The organism is Chryseobacterium binzhouense, assembly GCF_007474545.1.
GTDB classification, from domain to species: domain Bacteria; phylum Bacteroidota; class Bacteroidia; order Flavobacteriales; family Weeksellaceae; genus Chryseobacterium; species Chryseobacterium binzhouense.
In genome coordinates this window covers 570,801-596,840 of sequence record NZ_VKOG01000001.1, presented here as the reverse complement: position 1 = coordinate 596,840, position 26,040 = coordinate 570,801, and the positions used below count along the sequence as shown (strand labels likewise).

The 26,040-nt window shown below is 34.7% G+C and carries 27 protein-coding genes and 1 pseudogene; 14 read left to right on the top strand and 14 right to left on the bottom strand.

Annotation, left to right across the window (positions count from 1 at the left end; genetic code table 11):
• Positions 1-63 precede the first annotated feature (63 nt).
• The 7 genes and pseudogenes from FNE73_RS02750 to FNE73_RS02720 all read left to right on the top strand — a co-directional run bounded on the left by FNE73_RS02750 (position 64) and on the right by FNE73_RS02720 (position 5,707).
• Entirely contained in the window at positions 64-309 is a 246-nt protein-coding gene (locus FNE73_RS02750) for a DUF6576 domain-containing protein (protein ID WP_143883246.1), read from the top strand.
• A 15-nt stretch (positions 310-324) separates the two neighbouring features.
• On the top strand, positions 325-516 hold the full coding sequence (locus FNE73_RS02745; RefSeq protein ID WP_143883245.1) for a hypothetical protein: 192 nt from the start codon (positions 325-327) through the stop codon (positions 514-516).
• Positions 516-1,157, top strand: a complete 642-nt coding sequence (locus FNE73_RS02740; RefSeq protein ID WP_143883244.1) for a lipoprotein signal peptidase — start codon at positions 516-518, stop codon at positions 1,155-1,157. The genes FNE73_RS02745 and FNE73_RS02740 overlap by 1 nt, the downstream gene beginning before the upstream one ends.
• 14 nt (positions 1,158-1,171) lie before the next feature.
• Entirely contained in the window at positions 1,172-1,816 is a 645-nt protein-coding gene (locus FNE73_RS02735) for a SanA/YdcF family protein (RefSeq protein WP_143883807.1), read from the top strand.
• A 353-nt stretch (positions 1,817-2,169) separates the two neighbouring features.
• Positions 2,170-3,126 carry a hypothetical protein gene (locus tag FNE73_RS16810; RefSeq protein WP_228429850.1) on the top strand — a complete coding sequence of 319 codons (957 nt, stop codon included), beginning with the start codon at positions 2,170-2,172 and terminating at the stop codon, positions 3,124-3,126.
• A 469-nt stretch (positions 3,127-3,595) separates the two neighbouring features.
• Positions 3,596-3,901 (top strand): annotated as a pseudogene (locus FNE73_RS17045) (hypothetical protein); the annotation flags it as partial.
• 3 nt (positions 3,902-3,904) lie between these two features.
• Entirely contained in the window at positions 3,905-5,707 is a 1,803-nt protein-coding gene (locus FNE73_RS02720; RefSeq protein WP_143883243.1) for a 3-coathanger stack domain-containing protein, read from the top strand.
• 58 nt (positions 5,708-5,765) lie between these two features.
• Here the strand turns inward: FNE73_RS02720 and FNE73_RS02715 are convergent, their stop codons facing one another.
• Complete coding sequence (locus tag FNE73_RS02715) at positions 5,766-6,362, bottom strand: superoxide dismutase (RefSeq protein WP_143883242.1); 597 nt, start codon at positions 6,360-6,362, stop codon at positions 5,766-5,768.
• Between the two features lie 152 nt (positions 6,363-6,514).
• A complete protein-coding gene (gene rho / locus FNE73_RS02710) occupies positions 6,515-8,356 on the bottom strand; it encodes a transcription termination factor Rho (RefSeq protein WP_143883241.1) in 1,842 nt (613 codons plus the stop codon).
• Positions 8,357-8,501: 145 nt separating this feature from the next.
• Here rho and FNE73_RS02705 point away from each other — a divergent pair, with 145 nt between their 5' ends.
• From FNE73_RS02705 to FNE73_RS02690, 4 genes are all read left to right on the top strand, one after another.
• Complete coding sequence (locus FNE73_RS02705) at positions 8,502-8,891, top strand: DUF4293 domain-containing protein (RefSeq protein WP_143883240.1); 390 nt, start codon at positions 8,502-8,504, stop codon at positions 8,889-8,891.
• A gap of 172 nt (positions 8,892-9,063) precedes the next feature.
• Positions 9,064-9,990 carry a M28 family metallopeptidase gene (locus tag FNE73_RS02700; protein ID WP_143883239.1) on the top strand — a complete coding sequence of 309 codons (927 nt, stop codon included), beginning with the start codon at positions 9,064-9,066 and terminating at the stop codon, positions 9,988-9,990.
• Positions 9,991-10,040: 50 nt separating this feature from the next.
• Complete coding sequence (locus tag FNE73_RS02695) at positions 10,041-11,879, top strand: ABC transporter ATP-binding protein (RefSeq protein ID WP_143883238.1); 1,839 nt, start codon at positions 10,041-10,043, stop codon at positions 11,877-11,879.
• A 19-nt stretch (positions 11,880-11,898) separates the two neighbouring features.
• Positions 11,899-12,246 carry a DUF1801 domain-containing protein gene (locus FNE73_RS02690; protein WP_143883237.1) on the top strand — a complete coding sequence of 116 codons (348 nt, stop codon included), beginning with the start codon at positions 11,899-11,901 and terminating at the stop codon, positions 12,244-12,246.
• A gap of 189 nt (positions 12,247-12,435) precedes the next feature.
• On the opposite strand, the gene FNE73_RS02685 is transcribed toward FNE73_RS02690, so the two are convergent.
• The 3 genes from FNE73_RS02685 to FNE73_RS02675 all read right to left on the bottom strand — a co-directional run bounded on the left by FNE73_RS02685 (position 12,436) and on the right by FNE73_RS02675 (position 15,632).
• The gene (locus FNE73_RS02685; RefSeq protein ID WP_143883236.1) at positions 12,436-12,912 is read right to left on the bottom strand and encodes a hypothetical protein; all 477 of its coding nucleotides are present in this window, start codon (positions 12,910-12,912) and stop codon (positions 12,436-12,438) included.
• 556 nt (positions 12,913-13,468) lie between these two features.
• Entirely contained in the window at positions 13,469-14,047 is a 579-nt protein-coding gene (locus tag FNE73_RS02680; RefSeq protein ID WP_143883235.1) for a DUF6705 family protein, read from the bottom strand.
• A 13-nt stretch (positions 14,048-14,060) separates the two neighbouring features.
• Entirely contained in the window at positions 14,061-15,632 is a 1,572-nt protein-coding gene (locus FNE73_RS02675; protein ID WP_143883234.1) for a hypothetical protein, read from the bottom strand.
• A 125-nt stretch (positions 15,633-15,757) separates the two neighbouring features.
• On the opposite strand from FNE73_RS02675, the gene FNE73_RS02670 reads away from it, so the two are divergent.
• Positions 15,758-16,135 carry a helix-turn-helix domain-containing protein gene (locus FNE73_RS02670; RefSeq protein WP_228429846.1) on the top strand — a complete coding sequence of 126 codons (378 nt, stop codon included), beginning with the start codon at positions 15,758-15,760 and terminating at the stop codon, positions 16,133-16,135.
• 220 nt (positions 16,136-16,355) lie between these two features.
• On the opposite strand, the gene FNE73_RS02665 is transcribed toward FNE73_RS02670, so the two are convergent.
• The 5 genes from FNE73_RS02665 to rsfS form a co-directional block, all read right to left on the bottom strand.
• A complete protein-coding gene (locus FNE73_RS02665; RefSeq protein WP_089741683.1) occupies positions 16,356-17,009 on the bottom strand; it encodes a phosphatidylserine decarboxylase family protein in 654 nt (217 codons plus the stop codon).
• 37 nt (positions 17,010-17,046) lie between these two features.
• The gene (locus tag FNE73_RS02660; protein WP_143883233.1) at positions 17,047-17,907 is read right to left on the bottom strand and encodes a phosphatidate cytidylyltransferase; all 861 of its coding nucleotides are present in this window, start codon (positions 17,905-17,907) and stop codon (positions 17,047-17,049) included.
• Between the two features lie 22 nt (positions 17,908-17,929).
• Positions 17,930-18,511: an LUD domain-containing protein gene (locus tag FNE73_RS02655; protein WP_143883232.1), complete on the bottom strand. Its 582-nt coding sequence runs from the start codon at positions 18,509-18,511 to the stop codon at positions 17,930-17,932.
• Between the two features lie 135 nt (positions 18,512-18,646).
• Entirely contained in the window at positions 18,647-20,659 is a 2,013-nt protein-coding gene (gene ftsH / locus FNE73_RS02650; RefSeq protein ID WP_143883231.1) for an ATP-dependent zinc metalloprotease FtsH, read from the bottom strand.
• A gap of 16 nt (positions 20,660-20,675) precedes the next feature.
• A complete protein-coding gene (gene rsfS, locus FNE73_RS02645; RefSeq protein WP_143883230.1) occupies positions 20,676-21,044 on the bottom strand; it encodes a ribosome silencing factor in 369 nt (122 codons plus the stop codon).
• 85 nt (positions 21,045-21,129) lie between these two features.
• Here rsfS and FNE73_RS02640 point away from each other — a divergent pair, with 85 nt between their 5' ends.
• Positions 21,130-21,843: a biotin--[acetyl-CoA-carboxylase] ligase gene (locus tag FNE73_RS02640; protein WP_143883229.1), complete on the top strand. Its 714-nt coding sequence runs from the start codon at positions 21,130-21,132 to the stop codon at positions 21,841-21,843.
• Here FNE73_RS02640 and FNE73_RS02635 read toward each other — a convergent pair.
• The 4 genes from FNE73_RS02635 to FNE73_RS02620 form a co-directional block, all read right to left on the bottom strand.
• On the bottom strand, positions 21,837-22,949 hold the full coding sequence (locus tag FNE73_RS02635; protein ID WP_143883228.1) for an LptF/LptG family permease: 1,113 nt from the start codon (positions 22,947-22,949) through the stop codon (positions 21,837-21,839). The two genes, FNE73_RS02640 and FNE73_RS02635, sit on opposite strands and share 7 nt — an antisense overlap.
• A gap of 9 nt (positions 22,950-22,958) precedes the next feature.
• On the bottom strand, positions 22,959-24,089 hold the full coding sequence (tgt, locus tag FNE73_RS02630) for a tRNA guanosine(34) transglycosylase Tgt (RefSeq protein WP_143883227.1): 1,131 nt from the start codon (positions 24,087-24,089) through the stop codon (positions 22,959-22,961).
• A gap of 46 nt (positions 24,090-24,135) precedes the next feature.
• A complete protein-coding gene (locus FNE73_RS02625; RefSeq protein WP_143883226.1) occupies positions 24,136-24,510 on the bottom strand; it encodes a DUF4296 domain-containing protein in 375 nt (124 codons plus the stop codon).
• Positions 24,511-24,571: 61 nt separating this feature from the next.
• Positions 24,572-25,288 carry a polyprenol monophosphomannose synthase gene (locus FNE73_RS02620; RefSeq protein WP_143883225.1) on the bottom strand — a complete coding sequence of 239 codons (717 nt, stop codon included), beginning with the start codon at positions 25,286-25,288 and terminating at the stop codon, positions 24,572-24,574.
• A 77-nt stretch (positions 25,289-25,365) separates the two neighbouring features.
• On the opposite strand from FNE73_RS02620, the gene FNE73_RS02615 reads away from it, so the two are divergent.
• The gene (locus tag FNE73_RS02615; protein ID WP_143883224.1) at positions 25,366-26,034 is read left to right on the top strand and encodes a DUF4271 domain-containing protein; all 669 of its coding nucleotides are present in this window, start codon (positions 25,366-25,368) and stop codon (positions 26,032-26,034) included.
• Positions 26,035-26,040 lie beyond the last annotated feature (6 nt).

The window sequence follows — 26,040 nt, the reverse complement described above, 5'->3', positions numbered from 1 at the left end:
TAATTAATTGGGTTTATATAATGTTTTTACAGCATTTTATAAACCTAATTTTTAATTATAGCTATGACTGAATTTGTGATTTTAGCCGTAATCATCATTGCTGTTTTGGCATTTTTCAACAGAGAAAAGCTGAAAGAGAAATTTTTTCCTGAAAAGGAAAAAAATTACACGATTGACGACAAATTTAATTCTGACAAACGCGAAAGAGAGAAGGAAATAGACAGACTTCTGGGTAAAATGGGCAAAAACGGCATCAATGATCTTTCTGCAAAAGACAGAAAAAGACTGGATGAGCTTTCCCGCAAATAATTTTAAAATCAAACAATGGAATCTATCATCGTACACACCAAAAATTCTATGGAACTGAATGCGCTGAAAAGCGTATTGAAGGAGATGGGAATTAAATATGAAAAATTTCACACAAAAAATACTTTTCACAATCAGAAAACGATTAAAAAAGTAATTGAAAAGAAAAACGAAAAAATTAATAACCCATCAAAACCAAAAGGATTGTAATGAAGAAGATTGCTTTGGTGACCTTTCTTATCTTATTGATAGATCAGGCTTCTAAAATTTATGTAAAAACAAATTTCCAGCTAAACGAAAGCGTTCCTGTAATTGATGGCTTTTTTAATAAAACTTTTGTTGAAAATCCCGGAATGGCTTACGGATTTCATTTTGGCGGAATTATCGGCAAATATTTTCTGGTGATCATAAGACTGTTTTTGATTGGCGGAATGATTTATCTCTTTAAAAAATGGCTGAAAAGAGGAGAATCTAATTATCTTCTGATTCCTATGGCAATGATTTTTGCAGGAGCCATCGGAAATTTGATTGATGGAATGTTTTACGGTTTAATCTTTGACAGCGGAACTGTTTTCGACGAAAATACAGGAAGATGGATCGGCTATGGCGGAGTTTCTAAATTGGTTCCTTTTGGAGAAGGATATTCTGCTTTTATGAAAGGTTGTGTGGTAGATATGCTGCATTTTCCTATTGTTGACTGGAATGTACCTGAAAGCTGGCCTTTGATTGGAGGAAAGCACATTGAGTTTTTTAAATATATTTTTAATATTGCCGATTCTGCAATTACCGTGGGAGCTGCACTGTTATTAATTTTCAGAAAAAAAGCATTTCCAAACGGATTGGAGTTCTAAAATACAATCACATGATGAAAAAAATACTGAAAAACTTTTTTAAATTTTTCCTGCTTCTTTTTGTGGCAGGATTTATTTTTGTTGTCTTTGCCAATTACAGCATTAAGAAAAGCACTGAAACTTTTCTCTATGATGAAACTTCACAGATTCCGCAGACTAAAACTGCCATGCTTTTAGGAACAAGCAAAACGCTGAGCAACGGTTATCCGAATGCGTATTTCACCAACCGCATAAAAGCTGCGGCAGACTTATATAAAAGCGGAAAAATTAAATATATCATCGTAAGCGGTGACAACAGCAGAAAAGATTACAATGAGCCTGAAGATATGCAACAGGCTCTGATGCAGCAAGGAATTCCACAGGATAAAATATTTCTTGATTTTGCAGGATTCAGAACTTTAGATTCAGTAGTAAGAGCCAAAGAAATCTTCAGTCAGAAGCAACTGATTATCATTTCACAAAAATTCCATAACGAAAGAGCTGTCTTTCTCGCCAGAAAAAATAATATTGAAGCGTATGGCTATAATGCTGAAAATGTTAATAAATACGCAGGTCTCAAAACAAACCTCAGAGAATATCTTGCAAAATCTAAAGCGTATTGGGATTTACTCTTTGAAATTGAACCTAAATTTGGCGGTGATAAGATTTTGATTCCGTAGTAGATTAAGATATAGCACTCTGCCAATGAATTAAGAAAATAATTCAATTTAAAATATCTGATTTTATTGATAACTGATTCGTTATATTATAGAAAACAAATTCAGTCTTTAATTCAAAAGTTATTTTCGTACCAAAATTTTGCTATCTTTGTTTCAAAGACTAATATAAACCAAACTCAAAATTTATTATACTATGACATCTTCATTTATATACATTCGTATATTCCATTCAAACTACTTCAACTAATACTTCAAACCTAAAAGCTACAACCTTATAGGTTTCCATTACTCTTTTACAAGCGAAATTGTAAAAAGAGTGATAAGAACATATATTTATCTAATCTTAATAAATCATGAAAAAACAAATTCTGGCATTGGCTATTTTAACCTCAGCAACTCTATCCGCACAACTTTATTCTCCAAATGGTGCGCCTATCACGTCAAATCCATTAACCGAAAATGTGGGTATAGGTGTACCTTCACCAAATTCCAAGCTACATGTTAATGGAGATATAAATTCTACAGGTTGGAATTTACCTCAAAATTCAATTCTGAATATTGGATTTAATACTACCGATAAAACAAACGGTATTTCAAATTACGGGTTATCACTATTAGGAATATATCCCACAGGAATTCAGAATGACCAAGGTCCCGGAACTAATCTTTCTGGATATTTTGGTGTAAGCTTATCTACAGGTACCCAGGAAAGAATTAGAATTGATCGTTTAGGAAATGTCGGCATTAACACTGTAAACCCTACAAGAAGCTTGACAGTAAATGGTGACATTTATGCAATTGGAGGTTCTGCAATAAGCCTTCAAGACGACACTAGATTTAATGTTACAGCATCTGATGTTCCTGTTCTTACTAATACTATATCCATGCCACATTACGGCATTCTATCTCCATCAGTATCAGGCGGTGCCGAACTATGGATGGCCGCGTTTAAAGGGATAAGAATGTTTACAGGAGGTGAATCAAATCCTAAGTTTTTTATTAACACTAATGGCAATGCTTTCCTTCAGGGAAAATTTGAAGCCAAAGAAATTAAAGTAACTCTCATCCCTACCGCAGATTTTGTTTTTGAAGAAGATTACAATCTTCCAAAATTAGAAGATGTTGAAAAACACATTAAAGAAAAAAAGCATTTACCTGAAATTGCTTCTGCTAAAGAAATGGAAAAAGAAGGTGTAAATGTTGGTGAATTTCAAATTAAACTTTTGCAAAAAATTGAAGAGCTTACTCTTTATACGATTGAGCAGGATAAAAGAATAAAAGAGCTAGAATCTAAAATTAACAAAAACTAAACTTTAAACTATGAAAAAATTCATAATAACATTAATGTTTACTATTTCGGCAATTTTTGTGAATGCACAAACTGGGACATATGATGACATATTCTTCACAAATTTAATAGCTAGACAGTTCAAAGATGTACCGTCAGAACATCAAAATTATAAGATATCCAATATCCTGACACCATATGGATGGGTATTGGATACAAATTGGTGGGGCGGTATAAATTTAAAAACTCAAGGATCCATAAAATTACATGGCAATGTAGAAGTAACCAATGGTATTTTTAAAATAGTAAACAACAATAATATCATGTCATATGAAGGATTAGCAGACATCTTTTTAAGATTTGAACCTAGAGGATCAGGTGGTAGAGCAATTGTTCATGACAATGGTAATATATTAACCTTGAATTATCATAATGATTTTACAGGGGGCACTAAATTAGGAACCACTTTTCTGGTAAAGGGTGATAACGCTTCTTTACAAGGAAAATTCGAAGCCAAAGAAATAAAAGTAACCCTTACACCAACCGCAGATTTTGTGTTTGAAGAATCTTATAATCTTCCGAAATTAGAAGATGTTGAAAAACACATTAAAGAGAAAAGACACTTACCTGAAATTGCTTCTGCCAAAGAAATGGAAAAAGAAGGTGTAAATGTAGGTGAATTTCAAATCAAACTGTTGCAGAAAATTGAAGAGCTTACTCTTTATACGATTGAGCAGAATAAGTTGATTAAAGAACAGCAGAAGAGAATTGAAAAACTTGAAAACAAAAACAAATAACATATGATAAACAAAATTTATTTATTATTTATAATTTTATGTTTTGGAAGCAATCTTTTACTTGCGCAACATGAAAATGACAATTGGTTATTTGGCAATAACAAATGGAAGTTCGATAATTCAATGCCAAATGGCTTTACACATACTACAAATCTTACGCCCAATATTAGATATAGCAGCTCTGTAGTTAGTGACAAAAATACAGGAGAACTTCTTTTTTTTAGTGATGGATATAAGATTTATAATAAGAATGGAGCGGTTATGACAAATGGAGATAATCTATTTACTAATACCACAGTTTATCAATATGATTATTTCGGCAACCCATCAGACCAATCTTCTATTATAGTACCAGTTCCAAATTCTACATCATTGTATTATGTTTTTTATATTAATGGAAATAGAACAATGAGAGACCAGACTTTTTTCTTAGCACCAACACCAACCACTAATTATGGTCTAAGATATGCGATTGTTGATATGAATTTATCTGGAGGTTTAGGAGCTGTAACTTCTAAAAACAATTTATTATTTAATAATTCAGAAACTAACGCATTAACTTCAACATTAGCAAGTGATGGTAACTCATACTGGATTGTTACAGCAAATAATGGCAATTTTTTATCTTATAAATTAAGTACTAATGGTCTTAATACTAATCCTGTGGTAAGCCAAGGAACAAATTATGGTACATTTATTAAGATTTCTCCTAATTCTCAAAAACTTTTAACACGTCAAAACAACAGTGTTTTATTGTATGATTTTAATAATAATACAGGAACTGTTACAAACCCTTTCAATATTATTCCCAATAATAATTTTACATCATACTATGCTGACCACAGTCAAGGTCCCAATAGTGCTGAATTTTCTCCCGACAGTAATATTATATATTTTATTAGTTCAAGTTCAAATCTTTGCACATATCCATATTGCATATATAATGTAACTTGGTCTGGATTATCCATGTATAATATTAGTACAAGTAGTTTAATTGGTGTTGTAAATACAGCTCCTACTTACAAATTTTCACTTGATGGTCTAGTCGCTGGTATGCAACTTGCTAAAAATGGTAAGATATATTTACTTTATAAAGCTGTCCTCAATGATACTACTGGAAATGGTTATCGCGAGGTAATATTTGGATATACTAATCCTCCTAGCACAGGAGTTTACACTTCTTATAATTGGGGAGTAATTAACAATCCAAATATCTGGAATTCTACCATCTCTCCCCTAAGTAGTATACCCCCACCACGAGATACAAAAAACGGATTTTCATTTCCACAATTAATCCCTACGTTGAATTACTGTCCTGATAACTTAAACATAAACTATCAAGTTAGCTCTTCACAAAATTTCCAAGCAGGTCAATCAATCACAGCTTCATCAGTAATTAATGACGGCTTAACTGTTAATTACAAAGCTGGAAATAATGTCACTTTACTTCCTGGTTTTTATGTTAGAGCTACAGAAAATGGCTTATTCCATGCATACATTGGTCCATGTGATGGAATAATTGGAAACTTCGCAAAAAATAGCAATACATCTGCAAATAATTTTGCTAAAGAAACTAGAGCTAATTCAATTGAATTAAAAGTCTTCCCTAACCCTGCTTCTACTTTCATGAGTATAGATTCAGGAAATGAGAAACTAACTTCTTGGGAACTATTAGATATTTCAGGAAGAAGTGTTCTAAAAGGCAGTTCTACTCAGATAAAGGTACAAGGTTTGCCTAAGGCAACTTATCTATTAAATATTAATATCAATAATAAAATAATTACTAAAAAAGTTATTGTTAACTAAAATCTAAACAAAAAGGTTCAGAAATTCTGAACCTTTTTTAATTATATAAACTGAAGATTTATTTGTTGAATAACTCCTCAACTTTATCCCAATTTACCACATCGAAGAATGCAGTTACATAATCAGGTCTTCTGTTTTGGTAGTTCAAATAGTAAGCATGCTCCCAAACGTCTAATCCTAATACCGGAGTTCCCTGTACATCAGCAACCGGCATGAGTGGGTTATCCTGGTTTGGAGTAGAAGTTACAGAAACAGATCCGTCTTCATTTTTTACCAGCCAAGCCCACCCTGAACCGAATCTTGTTTTGGCAGCATCAGAAAAATCATTTTTGAATTTTTCAAAACCTCCGTAGTTTTCAATAGCAGCTTTTACACTTCCTACAGGTTCTTTGCTACCGCCCGGAGTTAAAATCTCCCAAAATAGTGTATGATTAAAATGACCACCTCCATTGTTTCTTACAGCTGGTTTTTCAGAACCGTTTTTACAAACATCTTCGATAGACTGACCTTCCAAATCTGTTCCTTCAATTGCTTTGTTTAAATTATCAACATAAGCCTGATGATGCTTAGAATGGTGAATCTCCATTGTTTTTGCATCAATTGTTGGTTCTAAAGCTTCGTAAGCGTATCCTAATTTTGGTAATTCAAATGACATAAGTTTGTTTTTAATGTTAATATGTAAATTTAGCCAATATTCAAGCCAAGTTCAAAAAATAGAGATTATTTTAATAAATCTTTAACATTGATAATAACAAATACAAAAGCAGCCAAAAAATTTGACTGCTTTGTTTCTTAAGATAAAAAATCTTATTTATTCATTGACATTAAAAACTCTTCGTTATTCAAAGTTCCTCTGATGTTTTTATTCACAAATTCCATTGCTTCTACAGGATTCATTTCAGAAAGATATTTTCTTAAAATCCACATTCTTTGAGTAGTGACATCATCCATTAAAAGATCATCTCTACGTGTACTGGAAGCTACAAGATCAATTGCCGGATAAATTCTTCTGTTGGCGATTTTTCTGTCTAGTTGAAGTTCCATGTTTCCGGTACCTTTGAATTCTTCAAAAATAACCTCATCCATTTTAGATCCTGTATCAATAAGAGCTGTTGCAATAATCGTTAAAGATCCGCCGCCTTCAATTTTTCTTGCCGCTCCGAAAAATCTTTTCGGTTTGTGAAGCGCATTGGCATCAACTCCACCGGAAAGAACTTTACCAGAAGCCGGAGTTACCGTATTGTAAGCTCTAGCTAATCTCGTGATAGAGTCCAAAAGAATAACTACGTCATGTCCGCATTCTACCATTCTCTGGGCTTTTGCCAAAACAAGATTGGCTACTTTCACATGTTTATCGGCAGCTTCATCAAAGGTAGACGCAATTACTTCAGCATTTACACTTCTTTCCATATCAGTTACCTCTTCAGGACGTTCATCAATCAGAAGTACCATCATATACACTTCAGGATGATTGGCCGCAATAGAATTGGCAATATCTTTCAGCAACATGGTTTTACCGGTTTTCGGCTGTGCAACGATCATCGCTCTTTGGCCTTTACCAATAGGAGCAAAAAGATCAACTATTCTTGTAGAGATAGTAGAATTATTTCCGGCTAAATTAAATTTCTCTTCAGGAAAAAGCGGCGTAAGATATTCAAATGCAACTCGATCTTTGATGAAAGCTAAATCGCGTCCGTTAACTTCAGTAGGTTTTAGTAAAGAAAAATATTTTTCACCTTCTTTAGGCAGACGTACGATTCCTTTTACGGTATCTCCGGTTTTTAAGCCGAAATTTCTGATCTGAGCTGTAGAAACATACACATCATCTGGTGAAGAAATATAGCTGAAATCTGATGATCTTAAAAAACCGTAATTATCCGGTAAAATTTCCAAAACTCCTTCAATGCTAACCATTCCGTCAAAACTAAACTCTTTCCTTGGTTCAGCTTCTTCCTGCTTTTCAGCATGCCTGTTAGGATTTTGATTAGTATTCTGGTTTTGACCCGAATTCTGATTTTGATTTTGATTCGGATTATTATTCTGGTTTCTGTTTTGAGAATTTCCGTTATTGGGATTTGGATGGTTTTGACCTTTTGTATTCTGAGGCTGACCCTGCGGTCTTTTAGGTCTTTCTTCTTTTGCCTGAACAGGCTGAGAATCTGTATTCACCGGAGCTTCTGTTTTCTCCTGTATTTCGGTTTCTGTTTTAGGTGCTGCAGAAACTCTTTTTCTTTTTTGTTTGGGTGCGCTTGCTGGCTTTTCTTCAGCAACCTCCTTTACTTTATCCTCTTCAGCAGCTTCAGGAGAGAGAATTTCTTCTTTTTTGATTTCCTTTTCAGGAGTTTCCTGTTCTTCCTTTTTTTCAGCTTCAGCTTCAGGCAGTACCTTTTTAGCAGTTTTTTTAGGAGCTGTTGTTTTTCGGGAGGTTGTTTTTGCCGGTTTTTCCGGCAGTGGTTCTTCTTTATTCTCAGAAACTTCCGTAGAGTTGAAATACTCTTTCGTCACTTTTGGATTGGAAGCCTGAAAATCTAAAATAGCAAAGATTTTATCGTTTTCATTGCTTGTTCTTGCAACCTTCACGCCTAAATCTTTCAAGATTTTAGTCAATTCCGTAACGGATTTTGACCTTAACGTTTCTATGTTAAACATATTTTATGTAAAAATGTAATTAATTGTGAGTAAGAAAAGTAAGTCCGGTGACTTTTGTTTTCAAGTACATTGTATATTGCAAATCTACACTTATTTTTGAATTGTGCAAAATTTATATTATTTTTGCTTCTGAATTTTAAATTCTATGCTACAAAGAATACAGACGGTTTGGATTTTACTTGCGGTTTTAGGCGCAGTATTTCTTTTTATAACAGGACAGGATGTTGATGTTTTCGGAAGTTTCCCGGTGATTGATGCTTCTTCAGTAGTTCTTGTTTTAATTGGAGCATTCAGTTTATTCAGTTATAAAAACAGAAAAAGACAAATCATGCTTAATACAGCCAGCATGATTATAAACGCTTTGTTGATTGGTATTTTGGTGTATTGGCTGCAAAATTTATCCGGAGGAATAGATTTTCCTGAGAAGGGTATTGAGCCGGTTTTTCCATTTATTTCGATAATCTGCTTGCTTATGGCAAATATTTTTATCAGAAAAGATGAGAGGCTCGTAAAATCTGTAGACAGACTCCGATAACCTAACAACGATTTTTTGAGTGAGAACAGCTTCTTTATTAGGAGCTGTTTTTTTAATATTCAGCGTTGGCTGCATCAACTTTAAATAAATAATATTTATTTTTATATCTCAGAAACAATTTGCTGAAATTTGCGACATATACAGATTAAATAAATTAAAAGCAAAAATTAACATGAAAAAATTAACCTTTGTATTACTTTCATTTTTCAGTATATCTACTTTTGCACAAGAGGTGTCTGAAGAAAGAATAAAAACCATCATTTCAGTTTTGGCTTCAGACGAAATGAAAGGCCGCGAAATCGGAACTCCGGAAAACGACAAATCTGCACAATATATCGCAGAACTTTTTGAGAAAAATAATCTGGAATACTGTACAGGAAATTCTTATTTAATCCCATTTGACTACAAAGGCAAAACTGCTTACAATGTATGTGGAATAAAGAGAGGAAAATCAGAAAAAGTTTTAGGATTTTCCGGACATTTTGATCATATCAGCACAAAAAATAAATCTGGCGGTGACAATATTTATAACGGAGCAGATGACAATGCAAGCGGAATTACCGCATTAGTGGGTATTTCAGATTATTTCAAAGATAAGGATCCAGAATTTTCTATGGTTTTTATGGCATTTAACGGAGAAGAAAAGGGAATGTTGGGTTCTAAAGCAATTTCAGAAGACGACAACATGAATCGCATTAATGAAAACATTGCTGCCCTATTTAATTTTGAAATGGTTGCTACAGAATCTCAATTCGGAAAAAATGCGGTCTTTATTACCGGTGATGAATTCTCTGATTTGGACGAGCTTTTTAACAAATATGCTGTAGACGGTTTAAAAATTCATCCTGATCCGTATGCTAAACAGCAATTATTTTATCGCTCCGACAATGTAAGCTATGTAAAAAAGAAAATTATCGCCCATTCTATTTCCACAGTAGATATGACGAAAGCCAAGCATTATCATCAACCGAATGATGACTTAAGTATTGTAAATTTCACCAACATGGCGCAGATTATCAACAACTTTTCAAAAACGGTTGAGAAGCTTACCCCTAAAAACTTCAGCCCGAAATACAACAATAAAGTAAAGTTTGATTAAAAACGTCTAATCATTATATTTTAAGTAATTTTGCTATCCAATTTTATTGAATGAACGAATATAGAAAAATATTAAAATTCGCAAAACCTCATCAAAAATACATCTACGGAAGTTTGTTCTTCAATCTCTTGTATTCGGTATTTCAGATTGCATCTTTAGGTACAATTCTGCCAGTTTTAGGGATGCTGTTTGGCACCATAAAACCAGAAAAGTACGACTCTGCTCCTGTTTATTCAGGTAATGTTCTGGATTTATTTTCATATCTGAAAGACTATTCCAACTACTACATCCAGACTTTAGTAGCAGATTACGGATCTCTTAAAGTTCTGGCATGGCTTTGCATCGTTACTGCATTTATGTTTTTTCTGAGAAATGTATTCAGATATTTGGGATCTTTTCTTTTGATTAATTATCGTGTAGGAGTTACTAAAGATCTTCGTGGCGAAATGTATAGGAAAGTTTTGTCTCTTCCTGTTTCTTTCTTCACCGACAGCAGAAAAGGCGACATGATGTCTAGAATGTCAAATGACGTTGGCGACGTAGAAGGTAATATACTAGGAAGCTTAGTGGAACTTATTAATGCTCCTTTTATGCTGATAAGTACGCTGATAACTTTATTTTGGTTAAGTCCCGAAATGACACTTTTTTCTCTTTTGGTTTTACCGGTAATGGGAACTTTAATTGCTTTGATTGGTAAAAGCCTGAAAAAAGATTCGCATGAAGCTCAACACGAAATGGGAACCATATTTTCTATTGTAGATGAAACTTTAAAATCATCAAAGGTGATAAAAATTTTCAGTGCAGAAAAGATAATGAATACCAGGTTTATGGGTTCAATGCAGAAGTGGATCAACAGTTCTATAAGATTAGGAAGAAAGAAAGAATTAGCCTCTCCTATGAGCGAGTTTCTGGGTTCTGTAACCTTCCTGATTATTGCGTGGTACGGAGGAAAACAAATTATTGTAGATCAAAGTATTTCTCCAGCAGATTTCCTTGTTTTTTTAGGAATTTTCTTCCAGATTTTACCTCCTGTAAAAACATTATCTTCATCTATTTCTAATGTACAGAAAGGCGAAGCTTCACTCAAAAGAGTATTGGAAATTCTGGAAGCTGATGTAAAGATTGAAGAAATCGCCGAACCTGTTTCTATTTCTACACTGAATAACCATATTGAGTTTAAAAATATCGGGTTCTACTATGATAAATCTAATTTAATTTTAAAGAACTTTAATCTTACAATTCCTAAAGGAAAAACAGTTGCTCTTGTGGGACAAAGCGGAAGCGGAAAAACAACTATTGCCAATCTTCTTGCAAGATTTTATGATGTTTCAGAAGGTCAGATTCTGATTGATGAGACCGACATCAAACATTTGAAGCTTAAAGAATACAGAAAGCTTTTAGGTATGGTTACTCAGGAATCTGTTTTATTCAACGATACGGTGTACAACAATATTCTGATGGGAAAACCCGAGGCTACAAGAGATGAAGTGATTGCTGCTGCTAAAATTGCGAATGCGGATACTTTTATCTCACAGCTTCCTAATGGTTACGAAACCAATATCGGAGATGATGGCGGGAAGCTTTCCGGCGGACAGAAGCAAAGGGTTTCTATCGCAAGAGCTGTTCTTAAAAATCCACCGATTATGATTTTGGATGAAGCAACTTCTGCTTTGGATACAGAATCTGAAAAATTTGTGCAGGATGCCCTGGAAAAAATGATGGAAAACCGTACGTCACTGGTTATTGCCCATCGCCTTTCAACCATTCAGAAAGCTGACTGGATTGTCGTAATGGAAAAAGGCGACATCGTGGAACAGGGAAGTCATCAAGAGCTAATGGCTCAAAAAGGCGTTTACCATAAATTGGTGGAACTTCAGAATTTCGATTAATCAATTTCTTTACGTTTAAATGAACCTTATACAAGAATACTTCTACAAAATCAGTGAACCTGAAAGAAGTATTCTTTTGTTTTTAAGAAAGAAAATTCTGGAATCTGATCCTGACAACATTACCGAGACATTCAGCTTTGGTCTTCCTTTTTTCAAGTATAAAAAGAAGATGCTCTGTTATTTTTATTTCAGCAAAAAGCACAAAAAACATTATATCAGTTTTTATCACGGTGATCGGCTGGACTATCCTGAACTCATCAGTGAAGGAAGAAAAAAGTTTAAAATCCTTTTAATTGATGAAAATGCCGATTTGCCTGTGGAGCTGATTTTGAATATTGTTGAGGAAGTAAAAAAGCATACACGTTAAGACAAATCCTCCTGAAATTTTCGGGAGGATTTGTTCTTTTATCTCATTTAAGCATTTCTTTTACTTAACAAAATACTAATATCAAACTGCTGATTGACAGGAATACCATAGATTTTAGCAGATTTATTGTAAAGGTTATTAATTTCTAAAAAAGATGTCTCTCTTTCTTTAAATAAGTTTTCTTTTTATCTAAAAATAATCTTTTAATACTTTTTCCATTTCTTCCTTTGAAGCCTTTTTGGTATTTTTTATGGCATCAAATTGATATTTCATATGAATAAACTCACCCTTATCATTTTTCGACAAATAAAGTAGAGCATATTTATAGTTTTTGAATTCAGGAGTTCCATAATGGTCGTAAGCCTCAAAATGAATTGTATCATGATCTATTTTATTAAATACATTTTGACGAACAATATATTTGCATAAAAAAGCTTCATCCATATAATATTCGGTTACAATAATTGAGTCACCCGATGTAGGATCTTTAACCTTTTTTTTATAATTGACATTAGGATCAAAATATTCTACAGATACTCTCTCACCTACAAAGCAATATAAATTGATATTTTTATTTTCTTCGTAAAAATTGGATTCTAAGATTTTCTTATTAGAATTACAACTAATTAAAAAGATACAAACTATATAGAAGATATTTTTTTGCATAGGTTGTGCATTTTCTACTGTTTTGTCAACACAAACTCACCTCTTGGCATTTCGTTGTAAGGAGCACACCCGGAATCATCAGTAACAAACTCCTGATACGTAAAATACTTCCAGTAAATCTGCGTTTTCTGTATATTGTTGAAGCTGATATGAATCTCACCATCAATACATAAATCTGAAAACTGAAATCTCAGTTTTGTATGATTAGTATTTTCAACAAAACCTAAACTGCTGACTTTAGCATCTTCATCAGCAGATTATAGGTAGAGTACAAGATATTTCCATTACTGTCAAGCATCGTATACTTTCCTGCTAAGCGGTCTTTATAAAAGTTTTATAATCCACCAAGGTCCTTATATTTTGTAAACGTGATGGTAAAAGTCTTATTTTCAAAAGTTCCTTTCCAAGTTCCTATGTAAAGAGCTAACTCATTATTTAGATCTTTATAATATGCTCCTTCGATAGGAATTCTCCGTGTTTCTAGTGGTAAAATTTGCTGCTATGCTTTACAGCTAATAAAACTTAAAACGAATATAATTAAGATATTTTTCACACTTTACTGCTTTGTCAAAACAATATCTTTAGGAAAATTTATCGGCCAATCGTCATATTGATCAACGTAGGCATTATGAATACAATCTTCTTTCCAAAAGCTTGGGTCATATTCTAAATGTAAGGTCATTTGATTTGTGGTAAAGCTCGTTATGTGTATAGTTGCTGTTTTTCCACACATATTTTTTGGAAAAAAGCTTATTGTCTCTTTTCCAGGGTACTTTAAGCTTTTAAAAATTCCACGAAATTCCGCACCGTCAATACCAAAATTACTTATTCTATCTACTTCTATAATACCATTAGAACTAATGATTTTTCTTTCTCCAAAAATATCATCTGAATAATAAGTATGTGTTGCCCCTGTTATTGAATTGTAAAATTTGACTTTTTTGAATTCTATATAAACAATTTTTCCATTCCAGTTTCCTTTCCACAATCCTACATATTTATCTAATTCTCCGAACATATCTTTTATATATGCATTATTAGGTACATCGCTGGGAGTCGTATTTAATGGATATTCCTGTGAAAGGAATAATTGAGCCACTAAAGACATTACTAAAATTATTAATTTATTTTTCATTGTTGTTTTTTAATTATCTGCATTTTACTTTTTTTCTGCTTCCGTTTTGAAGATAGAGCTCATAATTGGCATCACTCTCAATTTTATAAAGCTTCAAGCCTGTCATATTGAGTTTATCTCGCAAAAACTTCATAAATTCTAATTCCAGCTTGTCCATATTGTATATTGGTCCCGAAGCACCTACTGTGTAGCTAGAAGCTAAATTTTTTTGATACTCAACATTTAAATTCTCAATATCTTGTTTAGTGTAATTTGGAAAAGGAACAATATCTGTACCGTCGAAGGTCATCATATAATTTCCGTCATCCGTTACTACAGTATAGCTAAGTTTGCTTAAATCTATTTGCTTATTGGCATTTGCTGGGTTTGCATTCCAGTTTTTTGCCCAGATAAGCCAGTTGTTAAATTCAATCACATCTCCCGGAGAAAAGATAGGATAAATTCCTTTATAATGGGTATGCATAAATGCAAATGTACTGTAGTGAAAAGTAAACTTTACAGACTTAGATCCAAACTTGCTTTCGAGAAGCTGATTTTGTACACCGGTTTGCGAAGTTCCCTGTACAGGATTCCCTAATGTATATCCCCACTCACGATTCTCCCAAGTTTTACTCTGAAGATCTGTAACATTATCTTTAAAAAAAGAATTATCTGTAACTCCTTTAATTTTTCCACACGAACTAAATAAAGGCACCTCTATCACCGTAGGAATCCCCGCACAACCTCCTTCACCAATATTGGTATTGGGGTCTATTAAACCTGTTGATACTCCATTCCCGTTGCAGGGCTGCTGTGTAGGATCGGTAGGACAGGTAGGGCAAGGCTCTCCACCTCCGTTGTCTGTTCCGCCTCCCGGACCTGCCCACCAGCCGGTACCACCCGTCTCATTCCCGGTATAAATAAAATCACATTTATACACCATTGTCGTATGCCAACCCGGTTTACGGTCTGCACTACAGCTTCCCCACGATTCCGTATTCCACATCCCGTGCTGGTTTTCACTGCATACCGTTACAAAGGTGTTTTCTTCCTGCCATCCGCAGGCGGTCATCCCTTTTGATAACGGATTGTAAGTCCCAGAGGCTAATTCCGTAATGCTCATTTTTCCTTTTGTATCAACAAAACCACCATTTTTAAGGGTCTCTTTTTCCGTTACGCTAAGAGCATAGCTTACCAGAAGCTCTTTGTAGGTTCCGTCTGTAGTGGGAAACAGCACAAGATTTTCTACAGGATCTGTAGGCAAAGCGTTTTGACGGCTAAGATGAAAAGTGTAGGTGTGAAAGTTGGGACCGTTCTCAATGTACGTTACCTGATCGGTATCAATAGATACTCCGTTGGCGTAATTAATTTTACTTTTTGCATTTTTCTGTGCAAAGGCTTTAATCCCAATCTCTGCTTTTTGAAGCTCAGGTACAAGCTGGGTTCTGTGTTTAGCTTCGCTTAGGGAAATTCTTTTGGAAGTCAGTAGCAAGCCCGTGTTGCCGTGCGCTTCTTCTTCGTTGTGAAATTCTTCGGTGCGGCAGGAGAATGCCGAGACACCGACTAAGAGCATCAGGCAGAGCCTGAGAAATAATTTTTTCTTCATGCTTTGTAGTTTTTAAAGGTTTAAATATATAATAATTTTATTACTCTGTGACAAAAATCTAAAAAACAAACGGAAGAAAATTACTGGTTTCCGTATTATTTTACTAAAAGAAAATTTATGTACTTTTGAAAAAAATACATGGTGCTATGACATTAGGGGAAAAACTGAAAAAAGCGAGAATCAGCAAAAACTTTACGCAGGAATACCTTGCCGATCTGCTGCAGGTTTCGCAAAAGACCTACTCCAATTTTGAGAACGATAAAAGCAAGCCCGATTTTCAGCAGGTAGAAAGCATTGCACAGGCACTGCAGACCAGCGTACTCGATTTTCTGAGTGGTGATAATATTACAGTTAATCAAAATGATAATGAGATCGCCATAGCACAGAATTATGCCACAATCAATACATCGGAAAAACTGATTGAGCAATACGAAGAACGCATCAAAGAGCTGAAAGAGCAGGTAGAATTCTGGAAAAGCCGGTCGCAGGACAGCAACTCATAAAACACTCTTCCGCAGAGGCTCCTGCACCCGTGCAACAGACTTTCGGGAACGTCCGAAAGCTTGTCGCACCCCTGCAAGAGGTTTTCGGAAACATCCGAAAAGTCATTCCATCCCTGCAAGAAGTTTTCGGAAAAATAGAAAGAGTGCGATATTATACAAAAAAAGCCTTGTCAAAGTTTGAAGTTTTGACAAGGCTTTTTCAAATGTATCTTTTATAAAATCAATCTCTCATTTTAGCAATCACATCAATTCCGCCTTTAGTCTTATCCCCAATCTTGCAGATGATTTCTGTATCTAAAGGTAAAAATATATCCATTCTTGACCCGAATTTGATGAACCCGAATTCGTGTCCTGCCTTTGCATTATCTCCTTCATTACAGTAAAATACAATTCTTCTGGCAACATATCCTGCAATTTGTCTGAAAACGACCTTATGATTGGTTAAACTCTCTACGGCAACCGTTGTTCTTTCGTTTTCTGTAGAAGATTTTTCGTGCCATGCCACCAAATATTTTCCCGGATGATATTTTTTATAAATAACTTTTCCAGAAACCGGAAATCTGCAAATATGGACATTAAGAGGTGACATAAAAATAGAAACCTGAATTGCTTTTTCGTTTAAAAATTCTGATTCTTCTACTTCTTTAATCATAACGACTTTTCCGTCCACTGGGGCAATTACGTTTTCAACATGATCCAGAATATCCCGGTTAGGAACTCTGAAAAACCAGAAAACCAGACTGTAAACTACCAGCAAAGGCACAATAATCAACAAGGAAAACATTTCCAGATAATAGATAGAGACTGCTGCAATGATGGCAAAGAGTATGGTTGCAACTGCAATTGTTCCTTTTGATTCCTTATGTAGTTTCATGTGTAGATTTTTATAAGTCGATGATGATCTTTTACGATTAAATAAATTTTTCTAAAATAAAGTACAAATATACGACAGGAACGCAAATGATAAAACTATCAAGCCTGTCTAAAATTCCCCCGTGTCCCGGAATAATATTTCCGCTGTCTTTCACCCCGAAATTTCTCTTCAGCTGGCTTTCCACAAGATCTCCCAAAGGCGCAAATGCTGCAATCAGAAAACCTACGGCCATCCAGTTCCCGCGGAGCTGTGGCTGATACAATTCCACAAAGTAAGACAGCACTAAAGTTAGAACTACTCCACCTGCATAACCTTCCCACGTTTTTTTAGGTGAAATTTTAGGTGCCATTTTATGTTTTCCAAAAAATTTTCCTGTTAAATACGCAAAAGTATCGCTGCTCCATATCAGGAGAAAAAGAAAAAATACTTCCAGAGTAAAAGTATCATCAAAATTTGAAAATTTAGGCAGACCCAAAGCTAATGAAAACGGCAATCCTACATAAATAACGGTAAAAATGAGTTTTCCGCTGTCAAAATACAATTCACTTGAAAATTTAAATAAAGTAACGACAGCGATTAAAACCAATGATAACGCAAGAATTTCGTATAACCTGAAATTAAAGTAAAAATCATGATGGAAAAATCTTTTGGAAAAAGTGTAAAAGATGAATAATACAATCGGAAAAACAATCCATTTTTCGTATCCTTTACCAAACTGCATGATCCTGATGCATTCCCAAGTTCCTGCGAGCAAAAAGAAACTCATCAAGCCATAAAACAGATACTGCTGCTTTACAATTCCATCCAGAAGCTGCGCTCCGAACGGAGTTGTACAAAGAAAAATTACTGCTACATAAACAAGCCCCGAAAGTGTTCTCTGAATAAGATTTTTGTCCAAAATTTAAAATTTAATCTGCTTGTTAGTCTTCCAATAGAAGTAAAAAAAGCTTCGTATTGTTATTGGCAGCTGCATCCAGTTTAGAATGATTTCCGCTGATTGATGTAAGATTTTTAATATTCCCGGTGCGCTTTATTTTGCCCATTGCATCATTCAGATTATTTACAATCTGGGAAACATTTGCCATAATGATAATCTTACCGGGAAGCCTGGAAGAATGGTAGTGCAAAATGTTATTATGAGAAAGCATAATCCTTCCGTCATAAGCAATTAAATACTCACACGTAATAAATGCTGCATCATTCGACTGCTGAAGCTCTGCATTATAGTTTGTTTTCAAAACATTCAGAAAACCCTGTAAATCCTTATCACAACAAAACATTGAGCTGATTCCCTCAATTTTAATAATCTGGTTCAAAGTCTGCAATGCTTCGGCCTCATCTGCACAGTAGTTGAAAAACCCACCCGAATGAGTAAACAACTGTGCAAACTTGTAATCAAGATCGGCGTTTTTCAGCGAATCTCCAAGTTTTTCCAGGCTTTGCTTCTCCTCATCTTCAGGCTGATTGGTAAGTTTGCTTACAATTCTTTTAAATAAACTCAACTTAGTATATTTTTAGTCAACTTAGTACAAAAATAGAAAATATAATCTTAAAGAATCCAATAATATGACTTAAAAACAAAAAATTCCCGACAAATATTTATTTATCGGGAATTCTGTACAATATTAACCAGTTTTTTAAATCTGTGTAGGGCTTTCCGGTGCCTTAATTTCACCTTCTGCTATATTGCCTTCGTCATTATTTGGCTCCAGTCTGTTTTCCGGAATTGTATTGGTAACCGGCTTTTCTGTTAATTCAGGATCCCACGCTCTTTTTCCGAAAATCTCTTCAAGATCCTCACGGAAAATAACTTCTTTTTCCAAAAGCTTACTTGCCAAAGCATCAAGCTTATCTTTATTTTCTGTTAAAATCTGAACTGCTCTATCGTATTGATTTTCAATAATTCCTTTGATCTCAACATCAATTTTCTTCGCTGTTTCTTCAGAATAAGGTTTCCCGAAAGAATATTCAGATTGTCCTGAACTGTCATAGTAGGATATGTTTCCGATATTTGGACTCAAACCATAAATGGTCACCATAGCCTGAGCTCTTTTCGTTACACTTTCAAGGTCAGAAAGCGCACCTGTGGAAATATTGTTGAATATCACCTGCTCTGCAGCTCTTCCGCCCAATGTTGCACACATTTCGTCCAGCATTTGTTCTGTGGTAGTTAACTGCCTTTCTTCCGGAAGATACCAAGCCGCTCCTAAAGAACGCCCTCTCGGAACAATTGTTACTTTCAATAGCGGAGAAGCATGTTCTACCAACCAAGAAATTGTTGCATGTCCCGCTTCGTGATAAGCCACTCTTTTCTTTTCCGAAGGCTTGATTGCTTTATTCTTTTTCTCAAGACCACCGATAATTCTGTCAACCGCATCAAGGAAATCCTGTTTAGTAACAGCTTCATGATTGTTTCTTGCTGCAATAAGAGCAGCTTCGTTACAAACATTTGCTATGTCTGCACCACTGAAACCAGGCGTCTGTTTAGCTAAAAACTCTCTGTCTACAGTATCATCCATTTTAATCTTGCTCAAATGAACATCGAAAATTTGTCTTCTTTCATGAAGTTCCGGCAAATCCACATAAATCGAACGGTCAAAACGACCGGCTCTCATCAAAGCCTTATCTAAAATATCTGCTCTGTTGGTTGCTGCCATTACAATTACATTGGTATCTGTTCCGAAACCATCCATTTCTGTTAAAAGCTGATTCAGAGTGTTTTCTCTTTCATCATTTCCGCCCGAGAAGTTATTTTTTCCTCTTGCTCTTCCGATGGCATCAATCTCATCAATGAAAATAATTGCCGGAGACTTGGCTTTTGCCTGAGCGAATAGATCTCTTACTCTGGAAGCTCCTACACCAACAAACATCTCCACAAAATCTGAACCTGAAAGCGAGAAGAAAGGAACCTTCGCTTCACCAGCTACTGCTTTTGCCAATAATGTTTTACCCGTTCCCGGAGGACCAACCAAGAGTACTCCTTTAGGAATCTTGCCTCCCAGTTTTGTATATTTTTCAGAATTTTTAAGAAAATCTACAACTTCCTGTACTTCTTCTTTTGCTCCTTCTAAACCTGCAACATCTTTGAATGTCACCTGAATTCTTTCTTTTTCATCAAAAAGTTTAGCCTTAGATTTACCGATTGAGAAAATCTGTCCACCGGGACCACCGCCACTTCCCATTTTTCTGAAAAGGATGAAATAAAAAAGCCCCAAAATACCGATCCATACTAATGCCTGAATAAGAAATCCCATCAGCGGGCTTTCACCTTCTGCATAATCTTTGGTTGTTTTTATAGCTGGATTTTCAGATTTCAGCGTTTCAAACTTTGAGAGAAACAACTGTAAGTCTCCATACTTCAATGTATAGTCTGGCTTTGGTGACATCCCGAAAGAAGGGAATGCAGCAGGTGCTTTGTCTTTATTAGCCTGTACAGTTTCTGTTTTTGCTTCTTTCGTTAAATATACATCAGCCTTCTGCGCCTGTTTGTCTATTAAAACTTTCTGAATCTTTCCCGCCTGCATTGTTCTGAAGAATGTATCTTCGTCCATAGATTTTGCACCGCTGTCACCAAACGAATTAGCAACAAAAAATAGCAAAAGAGCTATAATCATTATTGGGAAAAACCAGTTAAATCCTTTATTATTCATTTATTACTTTTAAAATTTATATTGCGTTTTCAATTCTTGTGATTTTAGCATCACCCCAAAGTTCTTCAATATCATAATATTCTCTGGTCTGCTTCTGAAAAATATGTACTACCACCGAAACATAATCTACCAAAACCCACATAGCATTTTCCGTACCTTCTACATGCCAAGGTCTGTCGTGAAGTTCGTTTCTTACTTTCTTCTCAACATTTCCCGCTAATGCCGAAACCTGTGTATTTGAATTTCCGCTGCAGATAATGAATGTTTCTGCTACTGAATTTTCGATATTGGTAAGGTCAAAAATCATGATATCTTCTCCTTTCACATCTTGGATAGCCTCGATAATTTTATCTATTAGTGCCTGCTTTTCTGCTGTTTTACTCATTAATATATATATAATCTGCAAATTTATTGTTTTTCTTTCACTTTAGCCTTATTTTTAGCCGTTTAAAGTCTTAAAGTTTTCTTAAATGGATGACCTTTTTTATGTAAATGAATGTTCTTCTACTAATGACGAAATAAGCGGTATTTTACTTTATAATACTTCAGATTTTAAAGCCCTTTACACTTTCTGTCAGACAAACGGCAGAGGACAATACGGCAAACAATGGGTTTCGTCTTCGGAAAAGAATCTGGCTTACACATTAGCAGTAAAAAAATCAGCTTTTCATCACTCCGACTTTCTGTTCAATTATTATACCGCAATTTGCGTACAGACTTATATTGCCAACCTGACAGGAAAACAGGTACAGATTAAATGGCCCAATGATATTATTTTAAACAAAAAGAAAATTGCCGGGATTTTGATTGAAAAAAAGAATATTAGCCAAACGGCTTATTTCATTACCGGAATCGGAATTAATATCTTACAGGAAAACTTCGATAAAATATCTAATGCCGGATCCATTTTAACCCAGACCGGACAAAAATTTAATCTGAAAAACTTCATTGAAAACTTCCATAAATATTTCATTGAAAAATTAAAAAATATTCCTTCGGAAGACGAAATTATGATTCATCTGAACTACCATCTGTTCCGTAAAGATCAAATTTCTGTTTTTGAAATAGGAGGATCAAAACAAAATGGCATCATAAGAAGTGCAGAAAAAAACGGAAAAATCTGCATTGAACTGGAAACAGGACTGCAGGCTTTCTATCTGAAAGAGATCAAGCTTCTTTACTGATTAGCCCTCTTCAGATACAAAAACAAAGTAACCGGAAAAAATACGATATTTGGAAACCACATTGCCAGTACCGGAGACATACTTTTGTTTTCTGAAACCACCTTTAAGGCTTCAAAAGAAAATACAAAAACGAAAGCCAGAGAAATACCTATAGCCAGATTGATTCCCAAACCTCCCCTTTTCTTTTGTGAAGAAAGCGAAAGCGCAAGAAACGTTAATATGATAATAGAAACCGGCATTGAAGTACGCTGGTGAAACTCGTTCAGGTGAGAGTTGAGATTGCTGTTTCCTTTTTCTTTTTCCCTTTCGATGAATTTAATAAGTTCCGGAGTAGTCTTATTCTGCCCTAAAAGCTCATTTGGAAATAATTCTTCAGGATCCTGTCCGAAATTTTTTCTTATCTCAAAACCTTGCCCCAATTTCTCGGAATCGTCTTTATTAATGGTCTTTTCCAGATAACTGTTGAGTACAAAATTCTTTTTCTCCTGCTCCCAGAAAACATCGGTAGACTTTAGCTCGTAAATCAGCTTTCTGTTTTTATCAAATTTCTGATAAAGAAAGCCATACCCTCTTTTTTCTCTTTTGTTCCAGGAATTGACAAAAATATACTCCATTTTGCTCAGCTGAGCAGAAACAGCAGCTGTACCAAGAATTTTTTCTTTATTTGCGGTGTTGTAAGTATAGGCTTCCAGTTGATTTTTCTTGATATTCGCCCACGGTAACACAAAATGATTGATTGCCAATGAGACAACCGCAATGAACAATGAAGTCAACAGGTATGGTCTGGCAAATCTGTGAAAGCTTGCACCGCTGCTTATTATGGCAACAATTTCGGTATTATTTGCCATTCTTGACGTAAAATAAATAACCGAAATAAAAACAAGAATTGCCAAAAATGTAACAACAAGGTTTATAATCCAGAACGGATAGAAATTAACCAAAAAATAACTAACATCCAGCTTTGGATCTATTTCTGTAGCTCTTTCTATTCGCGGAATTTTTTGCTGTACATCAATTACCAAAACGACAATAGACAGCAATACCAACATAAACCCGAAGGTTCCGAGGTATTTTTTAACGATATATCCGTCTATTATTTTAAGCATAAATAATGTTTAAAGTCTTTGTCTCAATACAGGAACTACAGAATCTTTCCATTGATAAAAATCTCCTGCTAAGATATGCTCTCTCGCCACTTTTACCAAATCAAGATAAAATGCAAGGTTATGAATAGAAGCAATCTGCTTTGCAAGGTATTCTTTAGATACAAATAAATGCCTTACGTAGGCTTTTGAATATTCCTGATCTACAAAACTTGTCCCAAACTCATCCAATGGCGAAAAATCTTTCTTCCATTTTTCATTTTTCATATTGATGACACCCTGCCATGTAAAAAGCATCCCGTTTCTTGCATTTCTGGTTGGCATCACGCAATCCATCATATCAATTCCGAGACCGATAGATTCCAGAATATTCCACGGTGTTCCTACTCCCATCAGATATCTAGGTTTTTCTTTAGGCAAAATATCCGTAACCTCATCCGTGATTCTGTACATTTCTTCTTCCGGCTCCCCAACGGAAAGACCGCCAATTGCATTTCCTTCAGCACCGGCTTCGGCAATTACTTCTGCCGAAATTTTTCTTAAATCTGAATATGTAGAACCCTGAACAATCGGAAAAAACCGTTGTTTATAACCATAAAGCTCAGGATTTTTTTCGTTCCAGTCAATACATCTTTTCAGCCAGCGGTGCGTCATCTCCATTGATAATTTTACCTGATTGTAATCACACGGATAGGCAACACACTCGTCAAATGCCATAAATATGTCTGCTCCGATCTGTCTCTGAATTTCCATAGACTTCTCCGGAGTAAATAAATGATAGCTTCCGTCGATATGAGATTTGAATTTCACACCTTCTTCAGACATTTTTCTGCTTCCTGAAAGCGAAAACACCTGAAAACCTCCTGAATCTGTAAGAATGGGAAGATCCCAATTCATAAATTTGTGCAAACCTCCGGCTTCCTGCATGACTTCCATTCCCGGACGAAGATATAGATGATAGGTATTTCCAAGGATAATCTGCGCCTTTATATCTTCTTTAATCTCTCTCTGATGCACCGTCTTTACACTTGCAACTGTTCCTACCGGCATAAAGATAGGAGTCTGAATATTTCCGTGATCAGTAGACAAAACACCCGCTCTTGCTTTCCCTTCTGAGGTTTTTTCTATATTAAAAAAATTCATTATATAACATTTAATACGATCCGTATTTCTCAATGATGGTGAAAAATTATCTGCGCTCAAGCCTGGGAACATCCTTAATGACCTGTTCAGATTCTTTCTTTACTTTCTCTACAGCTTTTGGATCTTTTTCTTTAAGAATTTCCTGAGCATCTTCTACGATGCCTTTCATCTTTTGTTTAATAACATAATATTTATAGCTTTCAACAAAGTCATCTGCTTTAATATTATAAGATTTAAGAATATATCTCGTTCCGCTTTCCAGATTTTTGTCCGGATAAAGAAAAACTATCTGATCGTTGATAGCCATTTCTGCAATAATCTCTGCCATCTTATCCTGATCAATAAGATTTTTGGGCTTATCTATATATTCCGTACAGGAAAAAACCAACAGAAAAGTAAAAAATCCTATAAGCTTTTTCATATATATATTTGTATTAAAGAAATTGTATCTCAATTATAATAGTTTGTGAACAATTCTGATTTTACAACCTGTTGATTAAAGATTTCCACTTTAAGTTTAAAACTCCGAAAACGGCTTCATGAATAATTCCGCCATTCATTTTACTTTCGCCTAAAATTCTGTTGGTAAAAATAATAGGAACTTCTACAATTTTAAATCCTTTTTTGAAAGTTCTGAATTTCATTTCAATCTGAAAACCATATCCTTTTAATTTCACATTATCCAATCCTATTTCTTCCAGCACCTTTCTTGAAAAACAAACGAAACCCGCTGTTGTATCGTGAATCGGAAGCCCCAAAATAAACCTTACGTATTTTGAAGCGAAATAAGAAAGCAAAACTCTTCCCATTGGCCAGTTGACTACATTTACTCCTTTAGAATAGCGAGATCCGACCGCCATATCTGCATTTTTACAAGCTTCAAAAAGTCTGGGAAGATCTTTCGGATCATGTGAAAAATCAGCATCCATTTCAAATATATAATCATACTGATTCTGAAGTGCCCATTTGAATCCATGAATGTAAGCTTTTCCCAATCCGTCTTTCACGTGTCTCACAGAAAGATGCAGGTGATGAGGAAACTTTGTCTGAAGATCTTTTACGATATCCGCTGTTTTATCAGGCGAAGAATCATCAACCACTAAAATATGAAAGTCTTCATTCAACGCAAAAACTGCAGAAATAATATTGGTAATATTTTCTTTTTCGTTGTAAGTCGGAATGATGACCAGTTTTTTCATTTCAGTTTGCAAAGATAGTTTATTTAACCTTTTTATTTTATACAAAATAATCTATAATTTTGCAAAAAAATATTCTCTTGCCATCAATCCATAATTTTGTGAACCACGTAAGAATACCCGAAAATAATGATTGGGTTGTTTTCACCCTTATTGTATGTATCTTTCTATACATTTTTATGATGAATGTGGTGGAACGTGATGCAAATCTCAAAGACTTTCTGCTTCAGAAATATTATGATGCAAGCAATAATCTCCCGAGCTGGATCATTACCTCTATAGTAACGGCACTTTGCATGAGTGTCTTGGTTTCGCAGTACATTCCTTTTGTTCCGAAATATATTGCAGACATTCAGCCATTTGGATACCAACTGAATAAAATTGGCTACACCGTAATTATTGTATCTCTTTTTTATATCACAAGAGCTGTACTCGGATATCTTTTTTACCAATCTATTGGTGACGGGAAAAAGTGGAGCATTTTTTATTTTACGTCAACCAAATTTTATTTCATCTTTTCTATTCTGCTGATTATTTTGTGCATAGCGCATTATTATTTCCCGATCGACAGAAATGAAGCATTTGTATATTATCTCAGTTTTTTTTGTTTCACATTCATTTTCAAGGTATTTTTCTATTTGTTTCACAGAAACAACATCTTACCCCAAAAATGGTATTATAAATTTTTGTATATTTGCACGCTCCAAATGGCACCAATTCTGATGCTATGGAAGTTATTATTTATTTAATAGAGT